At 72.9% G+C, this 18,148-nt stretch carries 22 protein-coding genes; 9 read left to right on the forward strand and 13 right to left on the reverse strand.

Features of this window, described 5'->3' with window-relative positions:
* Positions 1 to 128: 128 nt before the first annotated feature.
* From ACFSL2_RS11770 to ACFSL2_RS11780, 3 genes are all read right to left on the reverse strand, one after another.
* Positions 129 to 926 carry a DUF4097 family beta strand repeat-containing protein gene (locus tag ACFSL2_RS11770; protein ID WP_377198034.1) on the reverse strand — a complete coding sequence of 266 codons (798 nt, stop codon included), beginning with the start codon at positions 924 to 926 and terminating at the stop codon, positions 129 to 131.
* 77 nt (positions 927 to 1,003) lie between these two features.
* Complete coding sequence (locus tag ACFSL2_RS11775; RefSeq protein ID WP_377198035.1) at positions 1,004 to 1,702, reverse strand: PadR family transcriptional regulator; 699 nt, start codon at positions 1,700 to 1,702, stop codon at positions 1,004 to 1,006.
* Positions 1,702 to 2,559 carry a DUF4097 family beta strand repeat-containing protein gene (locus tag ACFSL2_RS11780; protein ID WP_377198036.1) on the reverse strand — a complete coding sequence of 286 codons (858 nt, stop codon included), beginning with the start codon at positions 2,557 to 2,559 and terminating at the stop codon, positions 1,702 to 1,704. Before ACFSL2_RS11780 ends, ACFSL2_RS11775 begins: the two co-directional genes overlap by 1 nt.
* Positions 2,560 to 2,750: 191 nt before the next feature.
* Here ACFSL2_RS11780 and ACFSL2_RS11785 point away from each other — a divergent pair, with 191 nt between their 5' ends.
* Entirely contained in the window at positions 2,751 to 2,825 is a 75-nt protein-coding gene (locus ACFSL2_RS11785) for a 50S ribosomal protein bL37 (RefSeq protein ID WP_369939587.1), read from the forward strand.
* Between the two features lie 114 nt (positions 2,826 to 2,939).
* On the opposite strand, the gene rsrA is transcribed toward ACFSL2_RS11785, so the two are convergent.
* Positions 2,940 to 3,215, reverse strand: a complete 276-nt coding sequence (gene rsrA / locus ACFSL2_RS11790) for a mycothiol system anti-sigma-R factor (RefSeq protein WP_377198037.1) — start codon at positions 3,213 to 3,215, stop codon at positions 2,940 to 2,942.
* A complete protein-coding gene (locus ACFSL2_RS11795) occupies positions 3,212 to 3,988 on the reverse strand; it encodes a sigma-70 family RNA polymerase sigma factor (protein ID WP_377200816.1) in 777 nt (258 codons plus the stop codon). The genes rsrA and ACFSL2_RS11795 overlap by 4 nt, the downstream gene beginning before the upstream one ends.
* Positions 3,989 to 4,413: 425 nt before the next feature.
* On the opposite strand from ACFSL2_RS11795, the gene ACFSL2_RS11800 reads away from it, so the two are divergent.
* From ACFSL2_RS11800 to ACFSL2_RS11815, 4 genes are all read left to right on the forward strand, one after another.
* Entirely contained in the window at positions 4,414 to 4,884 is a 471-nt protein-coding gene (locus ACFSL2_RS11800; protein WP_377198038.1) for a DoxX family membrane protein, read from the forward strand.
* A 67-nt stretch (positions 4,885 to 4,951) separates the two neighbouring features.
* Complete coding sequence (gene aroA, locus ACFSL2_RS11805) at positions 4,952 to 6,274, forward strand: 3-phosphoshikimate 1-carboxyvinyltransferase (RefSeq protein ID WP_377198039.1); 1,323 nt, start codon at positions 4,952 to 4,954, stop codon at positions 6,272 to 6,274.
* A gap of 27 nt (positions 6,275 to 6,301) precedes the next feature.
* Positions 6,302 to 7,492 (forward strand): ribosome small subunit-dependent GTPase A, encoded by a 1,191-nt coding sequence (gene rsgA, locus ACFSL2_RS11810; RefSeq protein ID WP_377198040.1) that lies wholly within the window; start codon positions 6,302 to 6,304, stop codon positions 7,490 to 7,492.
* Between the two features lie 696 nt (positions 7,493 to 8,188).
* Positions 8,189 to 8,770, forward strand: coding sequence for an endonuclease V (locus ACFSL2_RS11815; protein WP_377198041.1), 582 nt, complete (start codon positions 8,189 to 8,191; stop codon positions 8,768 to 8,770).
* Between the two features lie 27 nt (positions 8,771 to 8,797).
* Here ACFSL2_RS11815 and ACFSL2_RS11820 read toward each other — a convergent pair whose 3' ends face one another.
* Together ACFSL2_RS11820 and ACFSL2_RS11825 are read right to left on the reverse strand one after the other, a co-directional pair.
* Entirely contained in the window at positions 8,798 to 9,226 is a 429-nt protein-coding gene (locus ACFSL2_RS11820; protein WP_377198042.1) for a VOC family protein, read from the reverse strand.
* A gap of 62 nt (positions 9,227 to 9,288) precedes the next feature.
* Positions 9,289 to 9,924 (reverse strand): DUF6928 family protein, encoded by a 636-nt coding sequence (locus tag ACFSL2_RS11825; protein ID WP_377198043.1) that lies wholly within the window; start codon positions 9,922 to 9,924, stop codon positions 9,289 to 9,291.
* Positions 9,925 to 10,074: 150 nt separating this feature from the next.
* Here ACFSL2_RS11825 and ACFSL2_RS11830 point away from each other — a divergent pair, with 150 nt between their 5' ends.
* Positions 10,075 to 10,623 carry a DUF6912 family protein gene (locus tag ACFSL2_RS11830; RefSeq protein WP_377198044.1) on the forward strand — a complete coding sequence of 183 codons (549 nt, stop codon included), beginning with the start codon at positions 10,075 to 10,077 and terminating at the stop codon, positions 10,621 to 10,623.
* A gap of 74 nt (positions 10,624 to 10,697) precedes the next feature.
* Here ACFSL2_RS11830 and hisN read toward each other — a convergent pair whose 3' ends face one another.
* The 3 genes from hisN to ACFSL2_RS11845 form a co-directional block, all read right to left on the reverse strand.
* Positions 10,698 to 11,483 carry a histidinol-phosphatase gene (gene hisN, locus ACFSL2_RS11835; RefSeq protein ID WP_377200817.1) on the reverse strand — a complete coding sequence of 262 codons (786 nt, stop codon included), beginning with the start codon at positions 11,481 to 11,483 and terminating at the stop codon, positions 10,698 to 10,700.
* 71 nt (positions 11,484 to 11,554) lie between these two features.
* Positions 11,555 to 12,853, reverse strand: a complete 1,299-nt coding sequence (locus ACFSL2_RS11840) for an AAA family ATPase (protein WP_377198045.1) — start codon at positions 12,851 to 12,853, stop codon at positions 11,555 to 11,557.
* Complete coding sequence (locus ACFSL2_RS11845) at positions 12,850 to 13,548, reverse strand: CpaB family protein (RefSeq protein ID WP_377198046.1); 699 nt, start codon at positions 13,546 to 13,548, stop codon at positions 12,850 to 12,852. The genes ACFSL2_RS11840 and ACFSL2_RS11845 overlap by 4 nt, the downstream gene beginning before the upstream one ends.
* 206 nt (positions 13,549 to 13,754) lie before the next feature.
* Between ACFSL2_RS11845 and ACFSL2_RS11850 the strand changes: the two genes are divergently transcribed.
* Positions 13,755 to 13,973, forward strand: a complete 219-nt coding sequence (locus tag ACFSL2_RS11850; RefSeq protein WP_253868520.1) for a helix-turn-helix transcriptional regulator — start codon at positions 13,755 to 13,757, stop codon at positions 13,971 to 13,973.
* Positions 13,974 to 14,060: 87 nt separating this feature from the next.
* Here ACFSL2_RS11850 and ACFSL2_RS11855 read toward each other — a convergent pair whose 3' ends face one another.
* A complete protein-coding gene (locus ACFSL2_RS11855) occupies positions 14,061 to 14,615 on the reverse strand; it encodes a hypothetical protein (protein ID WP_377198047.1) in 555 nt (184 codons plus the stop codon).
* A 153-nt stretch (positions 14,616 to 14,768) separates the two neighbouring features.
* On the opposite strand from ACFSL2_RS11855, the gene ACFSL2_RS11860 reads away from it, so the two are divergent.
* Together ACFSL2_RS11860 and ACFSL2_RS11865 are read left to right on the forward strand one after the other, a co-directional pair.
* Entirely contained in the window at positions 14,769 to 15,659 is an 891-nt protein-coding gene (locus tag ACFSL2_RS11860; RefSeq protein WP_377198048.1) for a LysM peptidoglycan-binding domain-containing protein, read from the forward strand.
* A 384-nt stretch (positions 15,660 to 16,043) separates the two neighbouring features.
* The gene (locus tag ACFSL2_RS11865; RefSeq protein WP_377198049.1) at positions 16,044 to 16,514 is read left to right on the forward strand and encodes an Rv3235 family protein; all 471 of its coding nucleotides are present in this window, start codon (positions 16,044 to 16,046) and stop codon (positions 16,512 to 16,514) included.
* A 78-nt stretch (positions 16,515 to 16,592) separates the two neighbouring features.
* On the opposite strand, the gene ACFSL2_RS11870 is transcribed toward ACFSL2_RS11865, so the two are convergent.
* On the reverse strand, positions 16,593 to 17,231 hold the full coding sequence (locus tag ACFSL2_RS11870) for a nucleoside/nucleotide kinase family protein (RefSeq protein WP_377198050.1): 639 nt from the start codon (positions 17,229 to 17,231) through the stop codon (positions 16,593 to 16,595).
* Positions 17,222 to 18,106: a PfkB family carbohydrate kinase gene (locus ACFSL2_RS11875; protein WP_377198051.1), complete on the reverse strand. Its 885-nt coding sequence runs from the start codon at positions 18,104 to 18,106 to the stop codon at positions 17,222 to 17,224. The genes ACFSL2_RS11870 and ACFSL2_RS11875 overlap by 10 nt, the downstream gene beginning before the upstream one ends.
* Positions 18,107 to 18,148: the final 42 nt, after the last annotated feature.

Here is an 18,148-nt window from a genome sequence, read left to right on the forward strand (position 1 = left end):
AGCAGAGCCTGAGCCGGAGGTGCAGCGCAGGGTGCGGGCCGAGGAACGAGGCACGCGCCCGGAGCGGAACCGCAGGCTCAGGCGAAACAAGCAGAGCCTGAGCCTGCGACCGCTCAGCCGCGGGTCTCTCAGCCGCGGGTGATCGTCGCCGTCCCCGAGACGGTGTTGGTCGAGATGTACGCGGCAGCACCCGGCTCCGCGTGGTCGACGACGACGGTGCGCTGCGCGCTGGACGTCGCCTGCGCGCCGTCGATCACGACCTTGCCCGTCACGCTGCGCGCGCGGAGGTTGACCGGAGAACCGGCGTCGAGCTGCACCGCAGCGGGTCCCGAGACGGTCTTGGCGTTGACGAGCGGAGTGGTGCCGATGGCGGTGACGTCCACCGCGCCGGAGACGGTCTGGATCGAGACCCGGCCCAGCGCGCCGACCACGGACACCGCGCCCGACACGGTCGAGACCGCCACGTCGCCCGCGTGCTCGGCGACGGTGACGGCTCCCGTGCCCGACTTCGTGGTCACGGAACCGGTGGTGCCGGTGACGGTGATGGCACCCCCGGCGGTCTTGACGTTGACGCCCGCCTGCGAGCCGGTCACCACCGCCTCGGCGCCGACGGTGGCGACGTCGACCACGGACGTGACCGGTACGGTCACCCGGACCACCGCGCTGTCCTGGTCCTTGAGGCCGCGGAACCGGTCCACGAAGCCCTCGAGGCCCGGGAAGTCGTAGGCGACCCGGAGGTTTCCGTGCTCGGCCAGGATCTGCAGCGGCCGCGCCGACACCTCGAGCACCTCGACGAGGGCTCCGGACGTACGGTTCGGGTCGGCCACGATCTCGGCGCGGCCGTTCGTCAGTCGGACGATCAGGGTCGAGGCGCCGCCTACCTCGATGGTCTGCGGGGCGGCCACGCTCCAGGACTCGGTGGTCATCGCTGTGCTCCGTTCATTGGGGACGTTGCGGTGTGGTTCATGGATGGGTACGAGGGTGCGCTCAGGAGGAGTGCGCATCATTCGGGTTCGGTACGGTCTGCACGGTGCGGCGGAGATGCCGTGCTGTTCGGCAGCGTCCCACGGATCGCGGAACGTGCCGAGTCGAGGACGGTACGCAGCGTCTCCACGGTCAGCGCCGACACCGTACCGGCGACGTCGGCCTCGCGCAGATCGGCCAGCACGTCGTTGCGGAACCGCTGGAGCATCGCCTCGGCGTCGTGCCGCAGCGAGTTGGACTGCGTGCGCCGCGGGTCGGGCGCGACGTCCGGACCGGGCCGCGGCCGGGAGCGCGCCTCCTGCGCTGCGGCGGCGAGCTCGGCCCGCAGGCCGCGCATCGTGTCGCGGACGTCCGCCCGCACCTCGTCGGCCAGGCTGCGCACCGTCTCGGCGACGCTGCGCTCCAGCCGCCGGACGTCGTCGAGGCGGGCGTCGAGCTCCGCCCGGCCGGCCGGGGTGAGCTCGTACGTGGCCTTGCGGCCGGTGGCCGGCGAGCCCGCCGGCTCGGACGCGGCCGGCGCGCCCGGGACCGAGCGCCGCACCAGGCCCTCCTCCTCGAGTCGCGCCAGGCGGGGGTAGATGGTCCCGGCACTGGGGCGGTAGGTCCCGCCGAAGCGCCGGGTGAGCTCCGTGATGAGCTCGTACCCGTGCCGGGGACCGTCCAGGAGCAGCACCAGCAGGTACAGGCGCAGCTCCCCGTGGGCGAACACAGGTGGCATTACAGCTCCACGGGTTCCGCGTCCGCGGGCACGGCGTCGGCCGGGGCGGCGTCCTGCGGCCCGCCGATCACGGTGACGTCGCCGGAGACGCCCGTCACCCGCAGGTGCATGACGCCGGGGCGCGCCGACCGCTCGCCGCCCGTGACCTTCGCGCCGCCGCCTCCGGTGAACTGCAGGCCACCCAGTGTCACGCGGCCGCTGACGCTCTGCACCGACACCTCGACGGCCCGTTCGTCCGGCACCCGCAGCAGCATGTTGCCGGACACCGTGTTGACCCGGACGGCGCGGGGCTGGTTCACCAGGTCGAACGTCACGTCGCCGGAGACCGACGACGACGTCACGGAATCGGCCGAGGCGCTCACCACGACGTCGGCGGACACCGTGTTGCTGGTGACGTCACCCACGTGGTCGCGGACCGTCACCTCGCCGGACACGGTGTTCAGCCTGAGGTCACCGGCCGTGCGGGAGACCAGCAGGGACCCGGAGACCGTGGACGCCGACGCGCCCGCCGTCGTGCCGGCGAGGAGCCCTTCGCCGCGGACCGTGCCGAGCCGCACCGTGGTACCGGCCGGCACCGCGACGTGGATGTCGGCGCGGGCCTTTCCGCCGAAGTCGGCGAACCGCTTCATGAAGGTGCCCCAGCCCGACAGGCCGCTCTCGTGGCCGATCACCAGGTGTCCGCCGTCCAGGCGAACCTCGAGGGAACGGCCCTCCACGGAGTGCACCTCCACCCGGACCACCGGCTCGTCGTGGGCCACGATGTCGAGACGGCCGTCGACGACGTGCGCGTCGACGGTGGTCACCCCATCGAGCTCGATGGTCTGCGGACCGGTGACGGTCCAGCTGTCTGCGCTCATGGGTTCCTCCGGTGCTCAGGTCTGGCTCGGACGTTGCTGGCTCGGACGTTCGCGGAAACACGATATATCGCGTTGACCCAAGACACGATATATCGCGTCCTCAGACCGGGCAACCCCTTTTACCGGCCTGACGGCCCGTCGATCTGTGGGATCATGGGAACATTCAGTCCGTCACCTGTCAGGAGACACAGATGAGCAAGCGCGGTCGCAAGCGCCGTAGTCGTGCCGGCAAGGCAGCGAACCACGGCAAGCGCCCCAACACCTGAGCTGGCTCCAGCGTCCGTCAGGACCGCGAGCCGCCCGGTCGGGCACACGAAAGGGCCGGAACCCTCTGGGGTCCCGGCCCTTCGTCATGCCCGCCGGCGGTCAGCCGGACGCGGTCACTCGGCGACGGTCATCACCGTCAGCTGTTCATGGATGCGCACCCGCAGCGTGTCCGGCGCGCGCTCGCTGCACGACCGCTTCACGAGCTGCTTCACGAGGTCCTCGACGCTCAGCTCCGCCAGGCACGGCGAGCAGTGGGCGACGTGCGCTCGCATGCGCTGCTCGTCCTCCGGCGTCATCTCGGAGTCCAGGTACTCGTAGAGGTGCTTCAGTGCGTGCTCGCACTCGGACTCCCCCGCCGTGTCGTGCGGGATAGGTTTGATGTTGTTCACTGCGCACCTCCGGGCGCCTGGCTGACGAGTCCTCGCTGAGCGGCATAGTCGGCGAGGAGCTCACGCAGCTGCCGGCGTCCGCGGTGGAGCCGGGACATCACTGTCCCGATCGGAGTTCCCATGATCTCCGCGATCTCCTTGTAAGGGAAGCCTTCGACGTCGGCGTAGTACACGACCATCCGACGGTCCTCCGGGAGCTCGGCGAGCGCCCGCTTCACATCGCTGTCGGGGAGCCGGTCCAGCGCCTCGGCCTCCGCCGAGCGCAGACCGCGCGACGTGTGCGACGCCGCGCGTGCGATCTGCCAGTCCTCGACGTCCTCGGTCTGGGACTGCTGCGGCTCGCGCTGCTTCTTCCGGTAGCTGTTGATGAACGTGTTCGTGAGGATCCGGTACAGCCAGGCCTTCAGGTTCGTACCCGGGCGGTACTGGTGGAACGCGGCGAACGCCTTGGCGAACGTCTCCTGCACCAGGTCCTCGGCATCCGCCGGGTTGCGCGTCATGCGCAGCGCCGCGGAGTACAGCTGGTCGAGGTACTGGAGCGCGTCCCGCTCGAACCGCACGGCACGGGCCGCGGCGTCCTCTTCCTGCGGGGAACGTTCCGTACCCTCGTCGCCCTGGCCGGTGGTCTCGGTGCTGGTCTCGGTGGTGCTCTCGGCCGCGGACGGTTCCGTGGTCCCGACAACACCCTCGCTCGCGTTCGAGTCGGGGCGCGCCCCGGCATCGGCGCCGACCGCGTCGGCACCCTGGTTCTGCTCGCGGGAATTGTCAGTCATCGCACTTGAGCCTAGCCGCGTCGGCCACCCCGTGTCCGACACGACCGTCGGCAACGCGTCCGACGTGCCCTTCGCCGTGGACCGGACCCCGTCCGCGCCGGGGTCGAGCAGGTGCGCCGGAACCGCGCCGAACATCAGGGGCGCACCCTGGGCGCTCGGGGCCGGACCGGTGGCGGCATCCGCCATCCCGCCCGCGGCCGCGCTGGTCACCGTGCTGGTCGCCGTATGTGTCACCGTGTCGATCACCCTGTTCTTCACCGGATCCTTCTCGAGGCATCGCTCCACGACGGGTTCAACCTGTGCCCCCGGCGTCGAATTCCCGGTGTGGCGGGGACCATCCTCATCTGCCGCCCCGACGGCGGCGACACACCGCTCGGCGCCGCCATCCTGCTGCATTTGCCGCCCTCATCTGCCAAGGTGGAGACATGCTGCTTCGACACATCGCGCGACCCCTGCTGGCCTCATCGTTCATCTACGACGGAGTGCAGGCTGCCCGGAACCCGAGCGAGCACGTCGCCACGGCCAAGACCGGGTCCGCCCTGGCCACCCAGGCGCTGGGCGCGGAACCGCTCAGCGAGAAGCAGGTCACCACGCTCGTGCGGGCCCACGGCATCGCCACGGCCGCCGCGGGCACGCTGCTCGCCCTCGGCAAGGCACCACGCGCGTCCGCCATGGCGCTGGCGCTGCTCACCCTGCCGCTCGCCGTGGTGAACCAGCCCTTCACGGCGCCCAAGGAGGAGCGCGGACCGCGCACCGAGCGGTTCCTGCGCAACCTCGCGTCCGTCGGCGCGGCTCTCATCGCCGGAGCCGACCTCGAGGGCCGGCCCGGCCTGTCGTGGCGCGTCCAGCAGGCGCGCGCGGCCCGCGCGGAAGCGAAGGCTGCCGCCGAGTCGTGACGCCCGCCCCGGGCCCGGGTCTGACACGGAGCCGCTGCTCGGGCACGGTCCGCGATAATCTCGGCACATGACTTCCTCCACCACCGCGCCCGCACCGACTTGGGAGGCGCCGCTCGCCGGTGCTCCACTGGACGCGACGGTCGAGGTACCCGGCAGCAAGTCGCTCACCAACCGGCTCCTGGTGCTCGCCGCCCTCGCCGACGGCCCCGGCACGCTGCGCGGCGCACTGCGCAGCCGCGACGCCGACCTCATGATCCGTGCGCTGCGCACCATGGGCACCCGCATCGACGAGGGCGACCACGCCAGCACGCTCCACGTGACACCGGGCCCCGTCACCGGCGGCACCGAGGTGGACACCGGCCTCGCCGGAACGGTGATGCGGTTTCTTCCCCCCTTCGCGGCGCTCGCCGACGGCCCCGTGCGGTTCGACGGCGACCCCGCTGCCCGCGTCCGGCCGATGCTCCCCGTCCTCGCCGCGCTGCGGGCCCTGGGGATCACCGTGCACGACCCCTCGGCCGGCGACCCCACCGCGCTGCCGACCCACCTCCCGTTCACGGTGGAGGGGCGGGGAAGTGTGCCGGGCGGCGCCGTCGACGTCGACGCCTCCGAGTCCTCGCAGTTCGTCTCCGGGCTCCTGCTCGCCGCGGCCCGCTTCGAGCGCGGCCTCACCCTGCGGCACATCGGCGCCACGCTGCCGAGCCTGCCCCACATCGAGATGACGGTCGCCACGCTGCGCGACGTGGGCGTGGTGGTCGACGACTCCCGCGACGGCATGTGGGACGTCTCCCCCGGGCCGATCACCGCACGTGACGTCCGCGTCGAGCCCGACCTGTCCAACGCGGCACCGTTCCTCGCCTCCGCCCTGGTGGCGGGTGGCACCGTCCGGGTGTCCGGCTGGCCCACGCTGACCACCCAGCCCGGCGCGATGGTCCCCGAGCTGCTGGAGCGCATGGGCGGCTCGTACACCCTGAACGACGGCGTCCTCTCCGTGACGGGGACGGGTGCGGTGCACGGGATCGACGTCGACCTGCACGCCGGCGGCGAGCTCGCGCCCACGTTCGCCGCGCTGGCCGCGCTGGCGGACTCCCCGTCCCGGCTGCGCGGGATCGCGCACCTGCGGGGCCACGAGACGGACCGCCTGGCCGCCCTGGCCCGCGAGATCACGCGGCTCGGCGGACAGGCGGAGGAGACCCGCGACGGCCTGGTCATCACGCCGCGACCGCTGCGCGGCGACGTCGTGCGCACCTACGACGACCACCGCATGGCGACCTCCGCCGCGCTGCTCGGCCTCCGCGTGCCGGATGTGCGGGTGGAGAACGTCGGCACCACGGCCAAGACGCTGCCCGACTTCACCGGCATGTGGCTGAGCATGCTGGGTTCGGCCGCCTGATGGGCGTCTGCTGATGGGGCGTGCCTGATGGGCCGGCGTGACATCGACGAGTCGGACTTCCGCTCCCGGCCCTCCAAGCGCGGGTCGCGCCCTCGCACCAAGCAGCGTCCTGAGCACTCCGACGCCGTGACGGGCCTGGTCACCGGGGTCGACCGCGGCCGGTACACGCTCCTGGTCAAGGACGTGGGTGGGGCTGACGGCGTCGGTGAGGCTGGCGGCGTCGGCGGTGACGGCGGGGCTGACGTCGGCGGCGGCGAGAAGATCGTGACCGCCATGAAGGCGCGCGAGCTGACGCGAACCCGTGTGGTCGTGGGCGACCGGGTGGACGTCGTGGGCGACGTCTCGGGCGGGGAGGGCTCGCTCGCGCGCATCGTGCGCATCCAGGAACGCACCTCGACGCTGCGCCGCACCGCCGACGACACCGACCCGTACGAGCGGATCGTCGTCGCCAACGCCGACCAGCTCGTCATCGTCACGGCGCTCGCCCAGCCCGAGCCCCGGACCGGCATGATCGACCGCTGCGTCGTCGCCGCCTACGACGCCGGCATGTCGGTGCTGCTCTGCCTGACGAAGGCGGACCTGGCCTCCCCGGACGAGCTGCGGGCGCTCTACGAGCCGCTCGGTGTCGAGGTGGTGGTGACGCGGCGGGCGGCGTCCGACGGCGAGGTGGCTGATGGCGGGGTGGCTGGTGGCGGGGTGGCTGGTGGCGAGGGCGCTCTCGTGCTGGCGTCCGACTCCGTCGAAGAGGTCCGCGACCGCCTGCGCGGCCTGGTATCCGTGCTGGTGGGACACTCCGGGGTCGGCAAGTCCACGTTGATCAACGCCCTGGCGCCGGCCGCGCAGCGCGCGACCGGAGTGGTGAACGACGTGACGGGTCGGGGCCGCCACACGTCGACCTCCGCGGTGGCGCTCCCCCTGCCGGTCGCAGTGTCGGAGGGCGAGCCCGCCGACACCTTTGACGGCTGGGTGATCGACACCCCGGGCGTTCGATCCTTCGGTCTGGCACATGTCGAGGTGGCCCATCTGCTCCACGCGTTCGAGGACCTCGACGAGGTGGCGCAGGAGTGCCCCCGCGGCTGCACCCATCTCGCCGACGCCCCCGACTGCGCCCTCGACGACTGGATCGACGCTTCCCCGGACGACGAACGACCCGCCCGCTCCGCCCGGCTCACCTCGTTCCGCCGCCTGCTCTCGTCGCGCACAGGTTCGGACGCCTGACACGACCGCTGACCGGGGCGGCAGAACGGAGCGGTTGACCGGGGCAGTTGAACGGGACACCGAACGGAGCGGTCGACCGGAGCGCTGGCAAGCGCCGAGCCGCAAGTAACAGGTCCACCCCGGCGGACCGCGCTGCGCCGAACCGCAAGTTGTCCATCCTTCCGGTCACTGCGCGCGCCGAACCGCAAGCTGCCCGTCCAGCTGGCTGACCCAGTCGGTGCCGAACCGCACGTCGAGTGTCCATTCGGTCCCCGCCCGCGCCGAACCGCAGGTTGCGCGTCCATCTGGCTGGGCAGCCCGCGCCGAACCGCAAGGTAGACGTCCATCCGGCGCCGAGCCGCAACATGCAGGTCCATCGAGCCAGATATGGACCACCGACTTGCGGCTCGGCGCCGGATGGACACCTACCTCGCGGCTCGGCGTCGGCCGGACGTCTACCTTGCGGCTCGGCGCCGGATGGACACCTACCTTGCGGTTCGACCTCGCGACTCGACGTCGGCGGGACGTCTACCTTGCGGTTCGGCGGCGGCCGGACGATGAGGTTGCGGTTCGGGGCCGGCCTGCCCGGACAGATGGACGTGCAACCTGCGGTTCGGCACGGGCGGCTGACTCGGTGCACTGGCAGCGTGTTGCACTGGCGACCTGATGCTCAGGTCACCGGCCCGCGCCCAGCCGCGCCCACGCCAGACTGTGCACGTGACTTCCGAGCTCAACAGGATGCAGGCCCGAACTCCTCGGATGGCGGCAGCCAGCATCTCCCGCTACGGCGCGGTCGACGTGCAGTATCTGGCCGACGGCGGAGCACGTGCCGCGTTGGTCGTCGCCGACGACATCACGTTCGCGGGATCTGTTGAGGAGCGCACGGTACTCGTCGGCCACGTCGCGGAGTATCAGCCGGGCAGGTTCTATGAACGCGAGCTTCCGGCCCTGGAGCGGGTCCTGTGCGACACCGCACCCGTGGACCTGCTGATCGTCGACGGATACGTGGACCTTGACCCGTCCGGGCGGCCCGGCCTGGGCGCCCATGTCGTCGGCGCCGGGCTCGCGCCGGTCGTGGTCGGCGTCGCGAAGACCCGCTTCTGCGCCGCGACCCATGCCGCCGAGGTATTCCGCGGGCGGTCCGCCCGTCCGCTGTACGTCACCGCGTCAGGCATGGCACTCGACGCCGCCGCTCGCCTGGTGCGCGGCATGGCCGGCGACGGCCGGATCCCGGACGCACTGCGCCGGGTGGACCGGCTGGCGCGTGGCGCGGCGCCCGGCACACCCCCGCCGGGCTGAGCCGCACCGCCCGCCCGGTCGCCCAGCTCACGCCTGGAGGAACATCCAGCGGTGCCCCTCGACGTCCTCCGCACGATAGAACCGGCCGTACGGCGCTTCCTCGATCCCGGAGAGCAGACCGGCACCGGCCGCCTGGGCCCGGGCGAAATGGGCGTCGACGTCCGTGACATGGACCAGCACGCCGTCGATCACCCAGGGCGTCGACAACCAGGCGTCCGCCGCGGTGCAGTGCTTGCGGTGCGCCGTAGGGCCCTCGTACGACGCCAGCTCGGAGAGCATCAAGCGCCCAGCCCCGGCATCGAGCTCACCATGGGAGAGGTGGCCGTCGTCGTCCAGCCAGCGCTCCGCCTCGGTGAAGCCGAAGGCTTCGATGAGCCAGTCCATGGCGGTGACGCCATTCTGGTAGGACAGCATGGGGATCACTGCGGGTTCAGGAACAACTGTGGGTTCCGGCATGACAGACCTCCTCGTTCTCGAACAAATGTACGAGCCTTTCGAAGATCTGTCGAGCGGCGGCCCTAGGCGATCTGAAACCCGAAGAGCTCCACGCCCCAGGGGTCCAGCCGCCCGGCGGACGGGCCGCCGTCGTCCGCACCCTCGCCGCTGAACCCGAAGAACTCCTGCAGCGCCTGCTCCCCCAGCACCAGCGGATGGAACGGGAACGGGTAGCCGTCACCGGCAGGCGCCGGATGCTTGCCTGCCCAGAACGGCTCCTCGAAGGCGAGCCGCTCCCCGGTGTCCTCCAGGACGCCGTCGTCGGGCGACAGACTCAGCGAACGCACCAACGCCCCGTCCCGCCACACCGCGAAGGCGAACCAGTCGACCGCGCTGTGCATCGCGTGCAGGTACAGCGTGCGGCCCATGCTGGCGCCGACCAGGTGTGCGGGCAGCTGCGAGGGCCGGTCGAGCATCAGCGCCTGGTCGCACAGGACGTCCACCTCGGGCGTCGACAACGCGCACGCCCTTCCCGGCGGCGGGAACACCGCGTCCCCGAGCTCCCACGGCTCCTCCCCGTCCGGGCTGATCCGCGCCGGCGGCCACAGCAGGCCGAGCAGTTCGGCCGCGCCCGCCTCGTCCGCGAACTCCGCCGCCTCCGTCAGCCCTGCGGCCACGTCCCCGTCCGCGTACACCAGCATCGCGGTCTTGGCGCCCATCTCGTCTCCCGCCCTCGGCTGCTACCCATGCCCTCGACGCCCGCCCCGACGCCGCACACGAGAGTACGGGCACCCACCGACACCGCCACCGGACGCGCGCGAGCGCAGGCTGCGGGTTCACGCGAGGCCCGCACACGGCAGACTGAGCACATGCGCATCTACGTGCCCGCCACGCTCGACGAGCTCGACGCCGTCACCCACACCTCCGACGCCGCCCGCTGGACCGTCGCCCCGCGCCGTGCGCACGCCGTCACGAAGGACCTCGAGGCAGCCCTCCCCGACGACGACGCCGAGGCGCTCGAGTACATCGCCGCGCTGAACGCCGCGGACGACTCTCTCGCACTGATCGCCGGCGGTCCCGACGCCCCGCACCAGCGCGTGATCATCACGGTGGAGGTGCCCGACGCCGCCGTGGGCCCAGCGAACGGTGACGCCGGCGACGAGACGGTCTCCTCGGAGGTCCAGGTCACCAGCACGGTCGAGGACGTCGCGATCGTGTGCGTGCACGTCGACGAGACCGAGGCCGCCACCGACATCGACGACGTGCTCACGGCCGCCGACGAGGAGAGCGACGCCGAGTCGACGGCGACGGTCGGCGAGGAGTCGGAGACCGCGCTCGACGCGGCGCTGCAGCGGGTCACCGACCGGGACCTGCTCTGGTACGACTGGAGCGAGATCAAGGACATCCCGCGGAGCTGACCGCTCCGGCACGACAGCGGGCCGGCACGACAGCGGGCCGGCACGACGCCGGGCCGGCACGACCGCGGGCCAGGTCAGGCCAGGTAGTCGAGCGCTTCCTTGTGCAGCTTCCCGTTCGTCGCGACCGCGTTGCCGCCCCAGGGACCCGGCGCGCCGTCGAGCGAGGTGAACGTTCCGCCTGCCTCGGTGACGATCGGCACGAGGGCCGCCATGTCGTACACCTCGAGCTCGGGCTCGGCGGCGATGTCGACGGCGCCGTCCGCCACCAGCATGTACGACCAGAAGTCGCCGTACCCGCGGGTGCGCGCGCAGGCTCGGGTCAGGTTGAGGAAGCCGTCGAGCGAACCACGCTCCTCCCAGCCGCCGAGCGACGCGTAGCTGAACGACGCGTCCGCGACCCGGGACACCCCGGACACGGACATGCGCGCAGCGGCGGCGAGCGACTTGCCCGTCCAGGCGCCCGACCCCTTTGCCGCCCACCATCGTCGGCCGAGAGCCGGCGCGCTGACCAGCCCGACGACCACCTCGTCGCCGTCGGCGAGGGCGATCAGCGTGGCCCAAACGGGCACCCCGCGCACGAAGTTCTTGGTGCCGTCGATCGGGTCGACGATCCAGCGGCGTGCGCCGCTGCCCGCCGAGCCGTACTCCTCGCCGACGATCGCGTCCCGCGTGCGCGCCCGGGCGAGCTGGCCCCGGATGAAGTCCTCGGCAGCGCGGTCGGCGTCGGAGACCGGCGTCAGGTCAGGCTTGGTCTCGACCTTGAGATCCAGCGCCTTGTACCTCGACATGGTGATGGAATCGACCTGGTCGGCGATCACGTGCGCCAGGCGTAGGTCGTCGGCGTAGTTGTCCTTCGTCATGGCGGCCACGCGCACAACCTAGTGCCGGATGCCGCTCGTGCGCCGTCGAGCCGCGCCGATCGGGCAGATTGTTACCCAGAAGCCCCGACCACGCCCGAGGGCACGAGCTCCCTGACCCGGTCGGCGAGCCCGCTGAATCCCGCCCGGGCGGGCGAGGTGGGCGCGCACTCGGCGAGCACCCGGCCGGCCAGCAGCGCTGCGTCGAGGCCGGCGGGGTCGTCGGGGACGAGGTGCACGTCGTCGACCCCCGCGTACCGCGCGAGCGCGTCACGTATCTGGCTTCCGGCCCGCCGACCGACGGCGGACTCGCGTACCCGGTTGACCACCACCAGGCGTGCCGCCGGCACCGGCACCGCGGCGTCGCGCAGGTCTTCCAGGCCGCGCACCAGGCGCTGGAGGCCCACGGGATCCGCTCCGCCGACCACGACCACGATGTCCGCGGCCTGCAGCGCGCTCAGGGTCGCGCCGTTGCGCTGCGGGGCACGCGTGTCGTACATGAGGAGCTCGTCGGCCTCGAGGACCGGCCCGCAGTCGACCACGGTCCACGACGCGAGACTGCGGCAGCGCTGGAACACCACGTCGAGCGAGGTGGCGGACAGCTCCGGCCAGCGCGACGCACGCGTGATGCCCGTGAGCACCCGTACCCCGGGCAGCACCACAGGGCTGTGGCCGGCCAGCGTCACGACGTCCAGCACGCCCTGCCCGGCAGCCCGCGCGGCGGCGGCGAGTCCGGGCGCGTCGTCGAGCAGGCCGAGACGGGAGGTCACGGACGACGCGTAGGTGTCGGCGTCGGCCAGGAGGACCGTGCCGGCGCCGTGCGGCGGCACCGCGGGTCGTGCGCGACGCCGCAGGCCCGGACGGCGCGGCCCGGCGGCCCCCACCCCGGCGAGGGCCGCGGCGAGCTCGATCGCGGTGGTCGTCCGGCCGGGCGAACCGGCGGGTCCCCAGACGGCGACGATCGTGCCGGGCCTGCCCTCGAGCTCGGGCGCCGGGGCCGGCGGCGGCGCCGCCTCCGGCGCGTCCCCCCGGACGGCCGCGACCAGGTTCTCCGCGTCCCCCTCGGTCACCACCACGTCGCACCCCAGCCCGGCGAGCCGTTCGGCGGACGTCGCCGGGTCCTCGAGCGCGACCACCCGCAGACCGGCACCGCGCAGCCGTGCCACCGCGTCCCGGTCCAGGCCGGGCAGGTCACCCGAGACGACGGCGGCGGTCCCGGCGCCGGCCTCGGCCGCGGCCAGCAGCTCGGTCAGCTCGGCGCACCGGCGGGCCACCTTCACGCGCGGCTGCGCACCGAGCACCGTGACGACCGCTGCCTCCTCGTCCGGCGCCCGCACTGCCACCAGCACGGTGACCATCCGCTCGTCGGTCATCGGACGTCACCTGCCACCGGCACGACGGCGACCGTGCCCGCCCCCGAGAGCGCGGTGAGCACCTTCGGGAGCGAGTCGGTCGGCACGAGCACGTGGAGCGTGACGGTGCCGTCCACGACGATCGCGCCGTCCTCGGCGTCGACCTGCTCGACGACCACGCTCTGTGCGAGCGTGCTCGGCTCGGGCCTGGCCGGCTTGCCCCCGGCCGCACCCGTCGCGACCGGCGCGTCGGGCACGAACCACAGGTCCACCACTGCGCCCGGACGGATGCGATCCGAGAGCCCTGATCCGACAGGGACGGCCACGGACCGGACGTCGGCGTCGGCGCCGAGCGCGGTGAGGGGGACCAGCTCGCCGTCGTCCACCACCCGGAGCGCCACCAGGCCCTCGGGCAGCGGCTCGTCGGCCGGCAGGTAGCCGCCCGCGCCGGCGCCGAGCCGCACGTCGACGGTGCGGAGCGCCTCGGGAGCAAGCGGCGTGCCGGGCGTCAGCGCACCGTCCGCTACGAACACCGGCACGGTACGGCTCGCCGCCGAGACCACCCAGGAGCCGAGGGCCACCGACAGCGCGACGATGACGACACCCACCAGGAGCCGCGGATCCCGCCAGCGCGGCCGACGCAACCGGGCGGCCACCGGCTCCGGGAGGCCCTGACCCAGGTCGGGTGGTGCCGGGGCGGCCGGGGCATACGTCATGTCGGTCCTTCCGCGTACTTTGGTGGACTTTGGGTAGACCTTCGCGTACAACTTCGCGTACAAGTCGACGTGCTGATCCGGACAGAATGGGCGCAGCCTAGGCAGAGCGCCGGAACCATAGTGATCGAACGCCGCCGATCCGGCATCAGATAAACACTTCTTGTGGATAACCCCCTCATGTCGGTGTCTCGTGCCACACTGTCCCCATGGAAAAGCGCTTTCTCTCTCTGGCCGATGTGGTCGAGACCCTGAACATCTCGATGGCTCAGGGCTATGCCCTGGTTCGGACCGGCGACCTTCCCGCCATCCAGGTGGGCCCCAAGAAGGTCTGGCGCGTCGAGGCCGCGGAGCTCGAGTCGTACATCGAGCGCATGTACGCAAAGAGCCGTGAGCGGCTCAAGGGTTCGGCGACGACGGACGCCTGAAAGCCCTCGCAACACACTGACGGGACCGGAGCACTCCATGCAGAGTGGCACCGGTCCCGCTCTCTTTTTACGGCATTCTCGACCGTTTCAGGGTGCCTCGCTCACAGCCAGCAAGGCAGAGAACGGAACCAGCCGAGTTCCCCGATCATCGAGTCCGTCGATGTCCAGGTGATCCCTGCCGACGCGCGCGATCCGGCCCCCCACCGTGCCGTGCAACGTGCGCACTGTGACGCGTGCACGGTCCCGCTGCAGCGCTCGTAGCACCGGCCCGAGACCGAGCGCGTCCCGCCGCGAGGTGGCCTGCGCCGCCTGACGGCCCAGCCCGTGGGCACCGGCGATCGCGGCCAGCGGCACGAGGTGCTGGCTCGCCGGTTCGGGCCGGACACCCTGCACCAGGGCCCACTCGTCCGCCGCCTCCCGCACGACGCCGCGCAGCGGCGCGCCGGAGAGCAGCTCCAGCGTGACCACCGACCCGACCGCGGCGCGGAACCGGTCCGCGAGCGTCATCGTCGCGTGCTCGGCCCGTGTCATCTCGGACACGAGCGCGTCAGCCTCGGCCGCCGCCTGCGCGCCCGCCTGGGCCTCGAGGTCTCCGAACAACGCTTCCCAGCGGGTCGGGCCGGGTGGGTACATGAGTGCCATGGGGTCACCCTGCGCCATCCACAGCCATCTCGCCCTCCGGTGGACACCTCGGCGGCACCGATGTTGAATATCCAGCACCGGACGGCATCAACAATCATCAAAATGTGTGAATGAGTCCGTTGTCACCGGAATTCGACCACCGCAGGGGGAACCATGTCGAACCACGCCCTCACCCATGCACCGTCGGCGTACGCCACCAAGAACCGTCAGCCAGATCGCAGGGGCACCGCGCCGGCGACGGAACCAACGAGCCCTCGCGGAAGCAGCGAGCATGCCGTCCGCGCGGGGGCCGCCCGTGGTGGCCTCACCGGTCTCCTTGTTCTCGCCGCCACGCTCGTCGGCGCCACCGGGGTGCTCGCTGCGCGCACGTGGCAGGTCGGCACGGGGCTCGGTACAGCGCTCTTCCCGATCGAGGACATCGTCGAGCTCGCGGCCGTGGCCGGCGGCACGCTCGTGGCGGGCTGGACAGGGCTGCACGCCCTCATCGCACTGGCCTGCGTGGTCGCGGGCCGGCGCGGACGGCGCTGGGCAGCAGGCGAACGGGCCGTCGCGCGGCACGCACCGGCGGTCGTGCGGCGGCTCGCACGCGCGGCGGCCGGAGCGGGGCTGGGCCTCGCCCTCGCGGCCCCGACGGCGATGGCCCTGCCGGACCGAGGCCCCGGGGTGATCGCCTCCGCCGACGGCGGGCCGGCCGTCGTGCTCGATCTGGGCTGGCAGCCGACCGACGTGGCGTCAGCCCAGGACTCGGCCCGCGACGGAGCGCCCGGGTCGGCGGCATCCCGCCCCCGACCGGCACCTGAACGGTCCGCGCTGGTCAACCGGGGCCTGCGCGCAGGAACGGTGCGCGAGCCGCTGGTCGTGGTCGAACCGGGCGACACACTCTGGGGTATCGCCGCCCACCACCTCGCCGACGAGCAGGCCGGTGCCGACCCGTCCGACGCCGAGGTCGCCGCCGCCGTCACACGGTGGCACGACGCCAACCGAGAGGCGCTGGGGACGAACCCCGACCTGATCCGCCCTGGCACGGTCCTGCACCGGCCGTGACCGAAAACGGCCACGACCTGAAGCACCCCCGCAGCACCCCGAACCAGCGACCGCACCGCACGGCCCTCCAGGAGAGCTCCCATGACCACGCTCGACGTCTCGCCCGACGCGCCGCCCGACGGCCCACGCCCGCACAGCCCGCCAGCGACGACCACGACGACAGCACCGGCACCGGCACAGCGCTCATCGAGCCCAGCCGGGGCCCCAGCACCGGCTGCGGCCCCGGCACCGGGCCCAGCGCCGACACCGACCCGCACGACCACCCCGCCGAGGCAGCCTTCCCCTCCGGCCACCCCTCCGGCCACCGGGAACCCGCCGGTGCGAGCCGCCGCCCTCGGCCCGCCCGCACCACCGCGGCGGCCCGCCACACCGCGGGTGGGACCGGTGACGGGACCCGGGATCGGTCGTCGCCTGCGCCGGATGCGGATCGGCGGCACGCCCTACCCGGAGCTCCAGAACGCGGCAGCCGCCCTCGAGGCAGTGGGCGGACGTCCGACCCCCGAACCGGACCCCACACTGCCCGACCCCACCGCGCAGGTCTGCCGGGTGGTCCGCGCGGCGGTCGAGGTGCTCCGCGGCGAGCGGCCGGCGGCCCAGCTCGCGCGCTGGGTCACGCCACAGGTCTACGACCAGCTCCTGGAGCGAGGCCGGCTGATGCGCGAGGTGCGACAGAGCCGGGCGCCACGGCCCAGGGCGCACGCAGCGACCGTCCGACGCGTGCGGATGGTCCGGCTGGGCGCCTCGTCGGCCGAGGCCACGGTGATCCTGCACGACGAGGGCCGGGTGCGAGCCGCCGCCGTGCGGTTAGAGGCTCGACGCGGCGTCTGGCGCGTGGCCGTCCTCGAGATCGGCTGAGCTGTGGTCGACGCCACCCGTCCCGGCCGGCGTCATCCGTCCCGGCCCCCCGGCCCGGCCCGTCCCCGCCTGCGCGGGTCAGACCCACTCGACGAGCAGGTCCGCCTGGTCCCGGGTGGCCGCGATGAGGTCCGCGTTGCGCTGGTCGGTCCCGCCAGCCCACGCCTCGGCGTCGGACCGGGGCTTGCCGAACGTCTGGTGCCGGGCGACGAGGCGCCGCAGCCGCTCCTCCTCCGGCAGATCGACGTACCAGACCTCCACCATGCGTGCGCGGGCCGCGGGCCAGGCACCGCTCGGCGCCAGGAGGTAGTTGCCCTCCGTGATCACCAGGGGCTCGTCCGTCACGACGGTTCCGGCGGCGACCGGCTCCTCGATCTCGCGGTGGAACTCCGGCGCGTAGACCGGCGGACCCTCCAGGTCGCGGTCCGCGAGCCGGTCGATCAGGGCCGCGTACCCGGCGTCGTCGAACGTGTCGATGGCGCCCTTGCGGTCGCGGCTGCCGCGCGCCTCGAGCACGGCGTTGGACAGGTGGAAACCGTCCATGCCGACCACCACCGCCGTACCGAGGGCCAGGCCCTCGACGAGCGCGGTGGCCAGCGTCGACTTGCCCGCGCCGGGCGGACCGGTGAGTCCGAGGACGCGGACCCGGCCCGTCCGGCGGGCCTCGGCGGCGTGCGCGGCGGCCCGTTCGACGAGCTCGGGGGTGGTCAGGCGCACGAGAGGTTCTCCAGCCAGGATCGAGGGCCGACGTACTGGACGCGGAGGGACGCCACCCGCACGGCCTCCTCGACGGCGGCCTCGAGCCCCGCACCCTGCGCGAGCGCCACGGCCAGCGCGCCGTGAAACGCGTCCCCGGCGCCCAGCGTGTCACGCACGTCGACGGCCGGCACGTCGCTGGTCCCGGCCGTCCCGTCCTGGTCGCACCAGGTCACCTGGTCGGCACCGTGCGTGGCGACCGTGGCACGGGAGCAGGGGACGTCGGCGGGCGCCCGGAAGTCCGCGGATCGCGCGGTGACGTCGGCCTCCCCCATGAGATCGGCGAAGACGGGACGCCAGCGGCCGGCGTCGAGGACGATCAGCGGGCGGGGCTCCAGCGTCCGCGCGTACGCGAGGACACTCCGCGCCAGGTCGGGGTGGTGCCCGTCGAGCAGGACCACGTCCGGCCGTGGCAGGGTGTCGAGCTCGGCGGGCGTGACGTCGAACCCGGCGGCGAGCGTCGCGTCGGGCGAGACGACGGAGCGGTCACCCGTCGCGTCGTCGACGAGCACGGCCGAGACCGCCAGGGGGATCTCGCGTCCCTCCGCCGTGTCGTAGATCTCGACGCCGTGACGCTCCAGGTCGCCGCGTGCCGCCGAACCCACCGGGCCGGAGCCCATGGCACTGATCAGTAGTGCCCGCGCCCCGAGCGTCGCGGCGGTGACCGCCGCATTGGCGGCGGGGCCGCCCGCGGAGACGTCCTGACGGACGGCGGTGATCTTCTGGTTCGGCCCCGGTCGCACGGCACTGCGATGGATCACATCGAGCGTCGTCAGACCGGCAAACCAGCAGGTCACAGGCAGTTTTTGAGAGGTTTCGGCGGGCGCTTCGGGCATATGCAGAGGCTAACCTGTGAAACCGCGTGTCAGTGACCCTGC

This window comes from Promicromonospora aerolata (assembly GCF_042682255.1).
GTDB classification, from domain to species: Bacteria; Actinomycetota; Actinomycetes; order Actinomycetales; family Cellulomonadaceae; genus Promicromonospora; species Promicromonospora aerolata.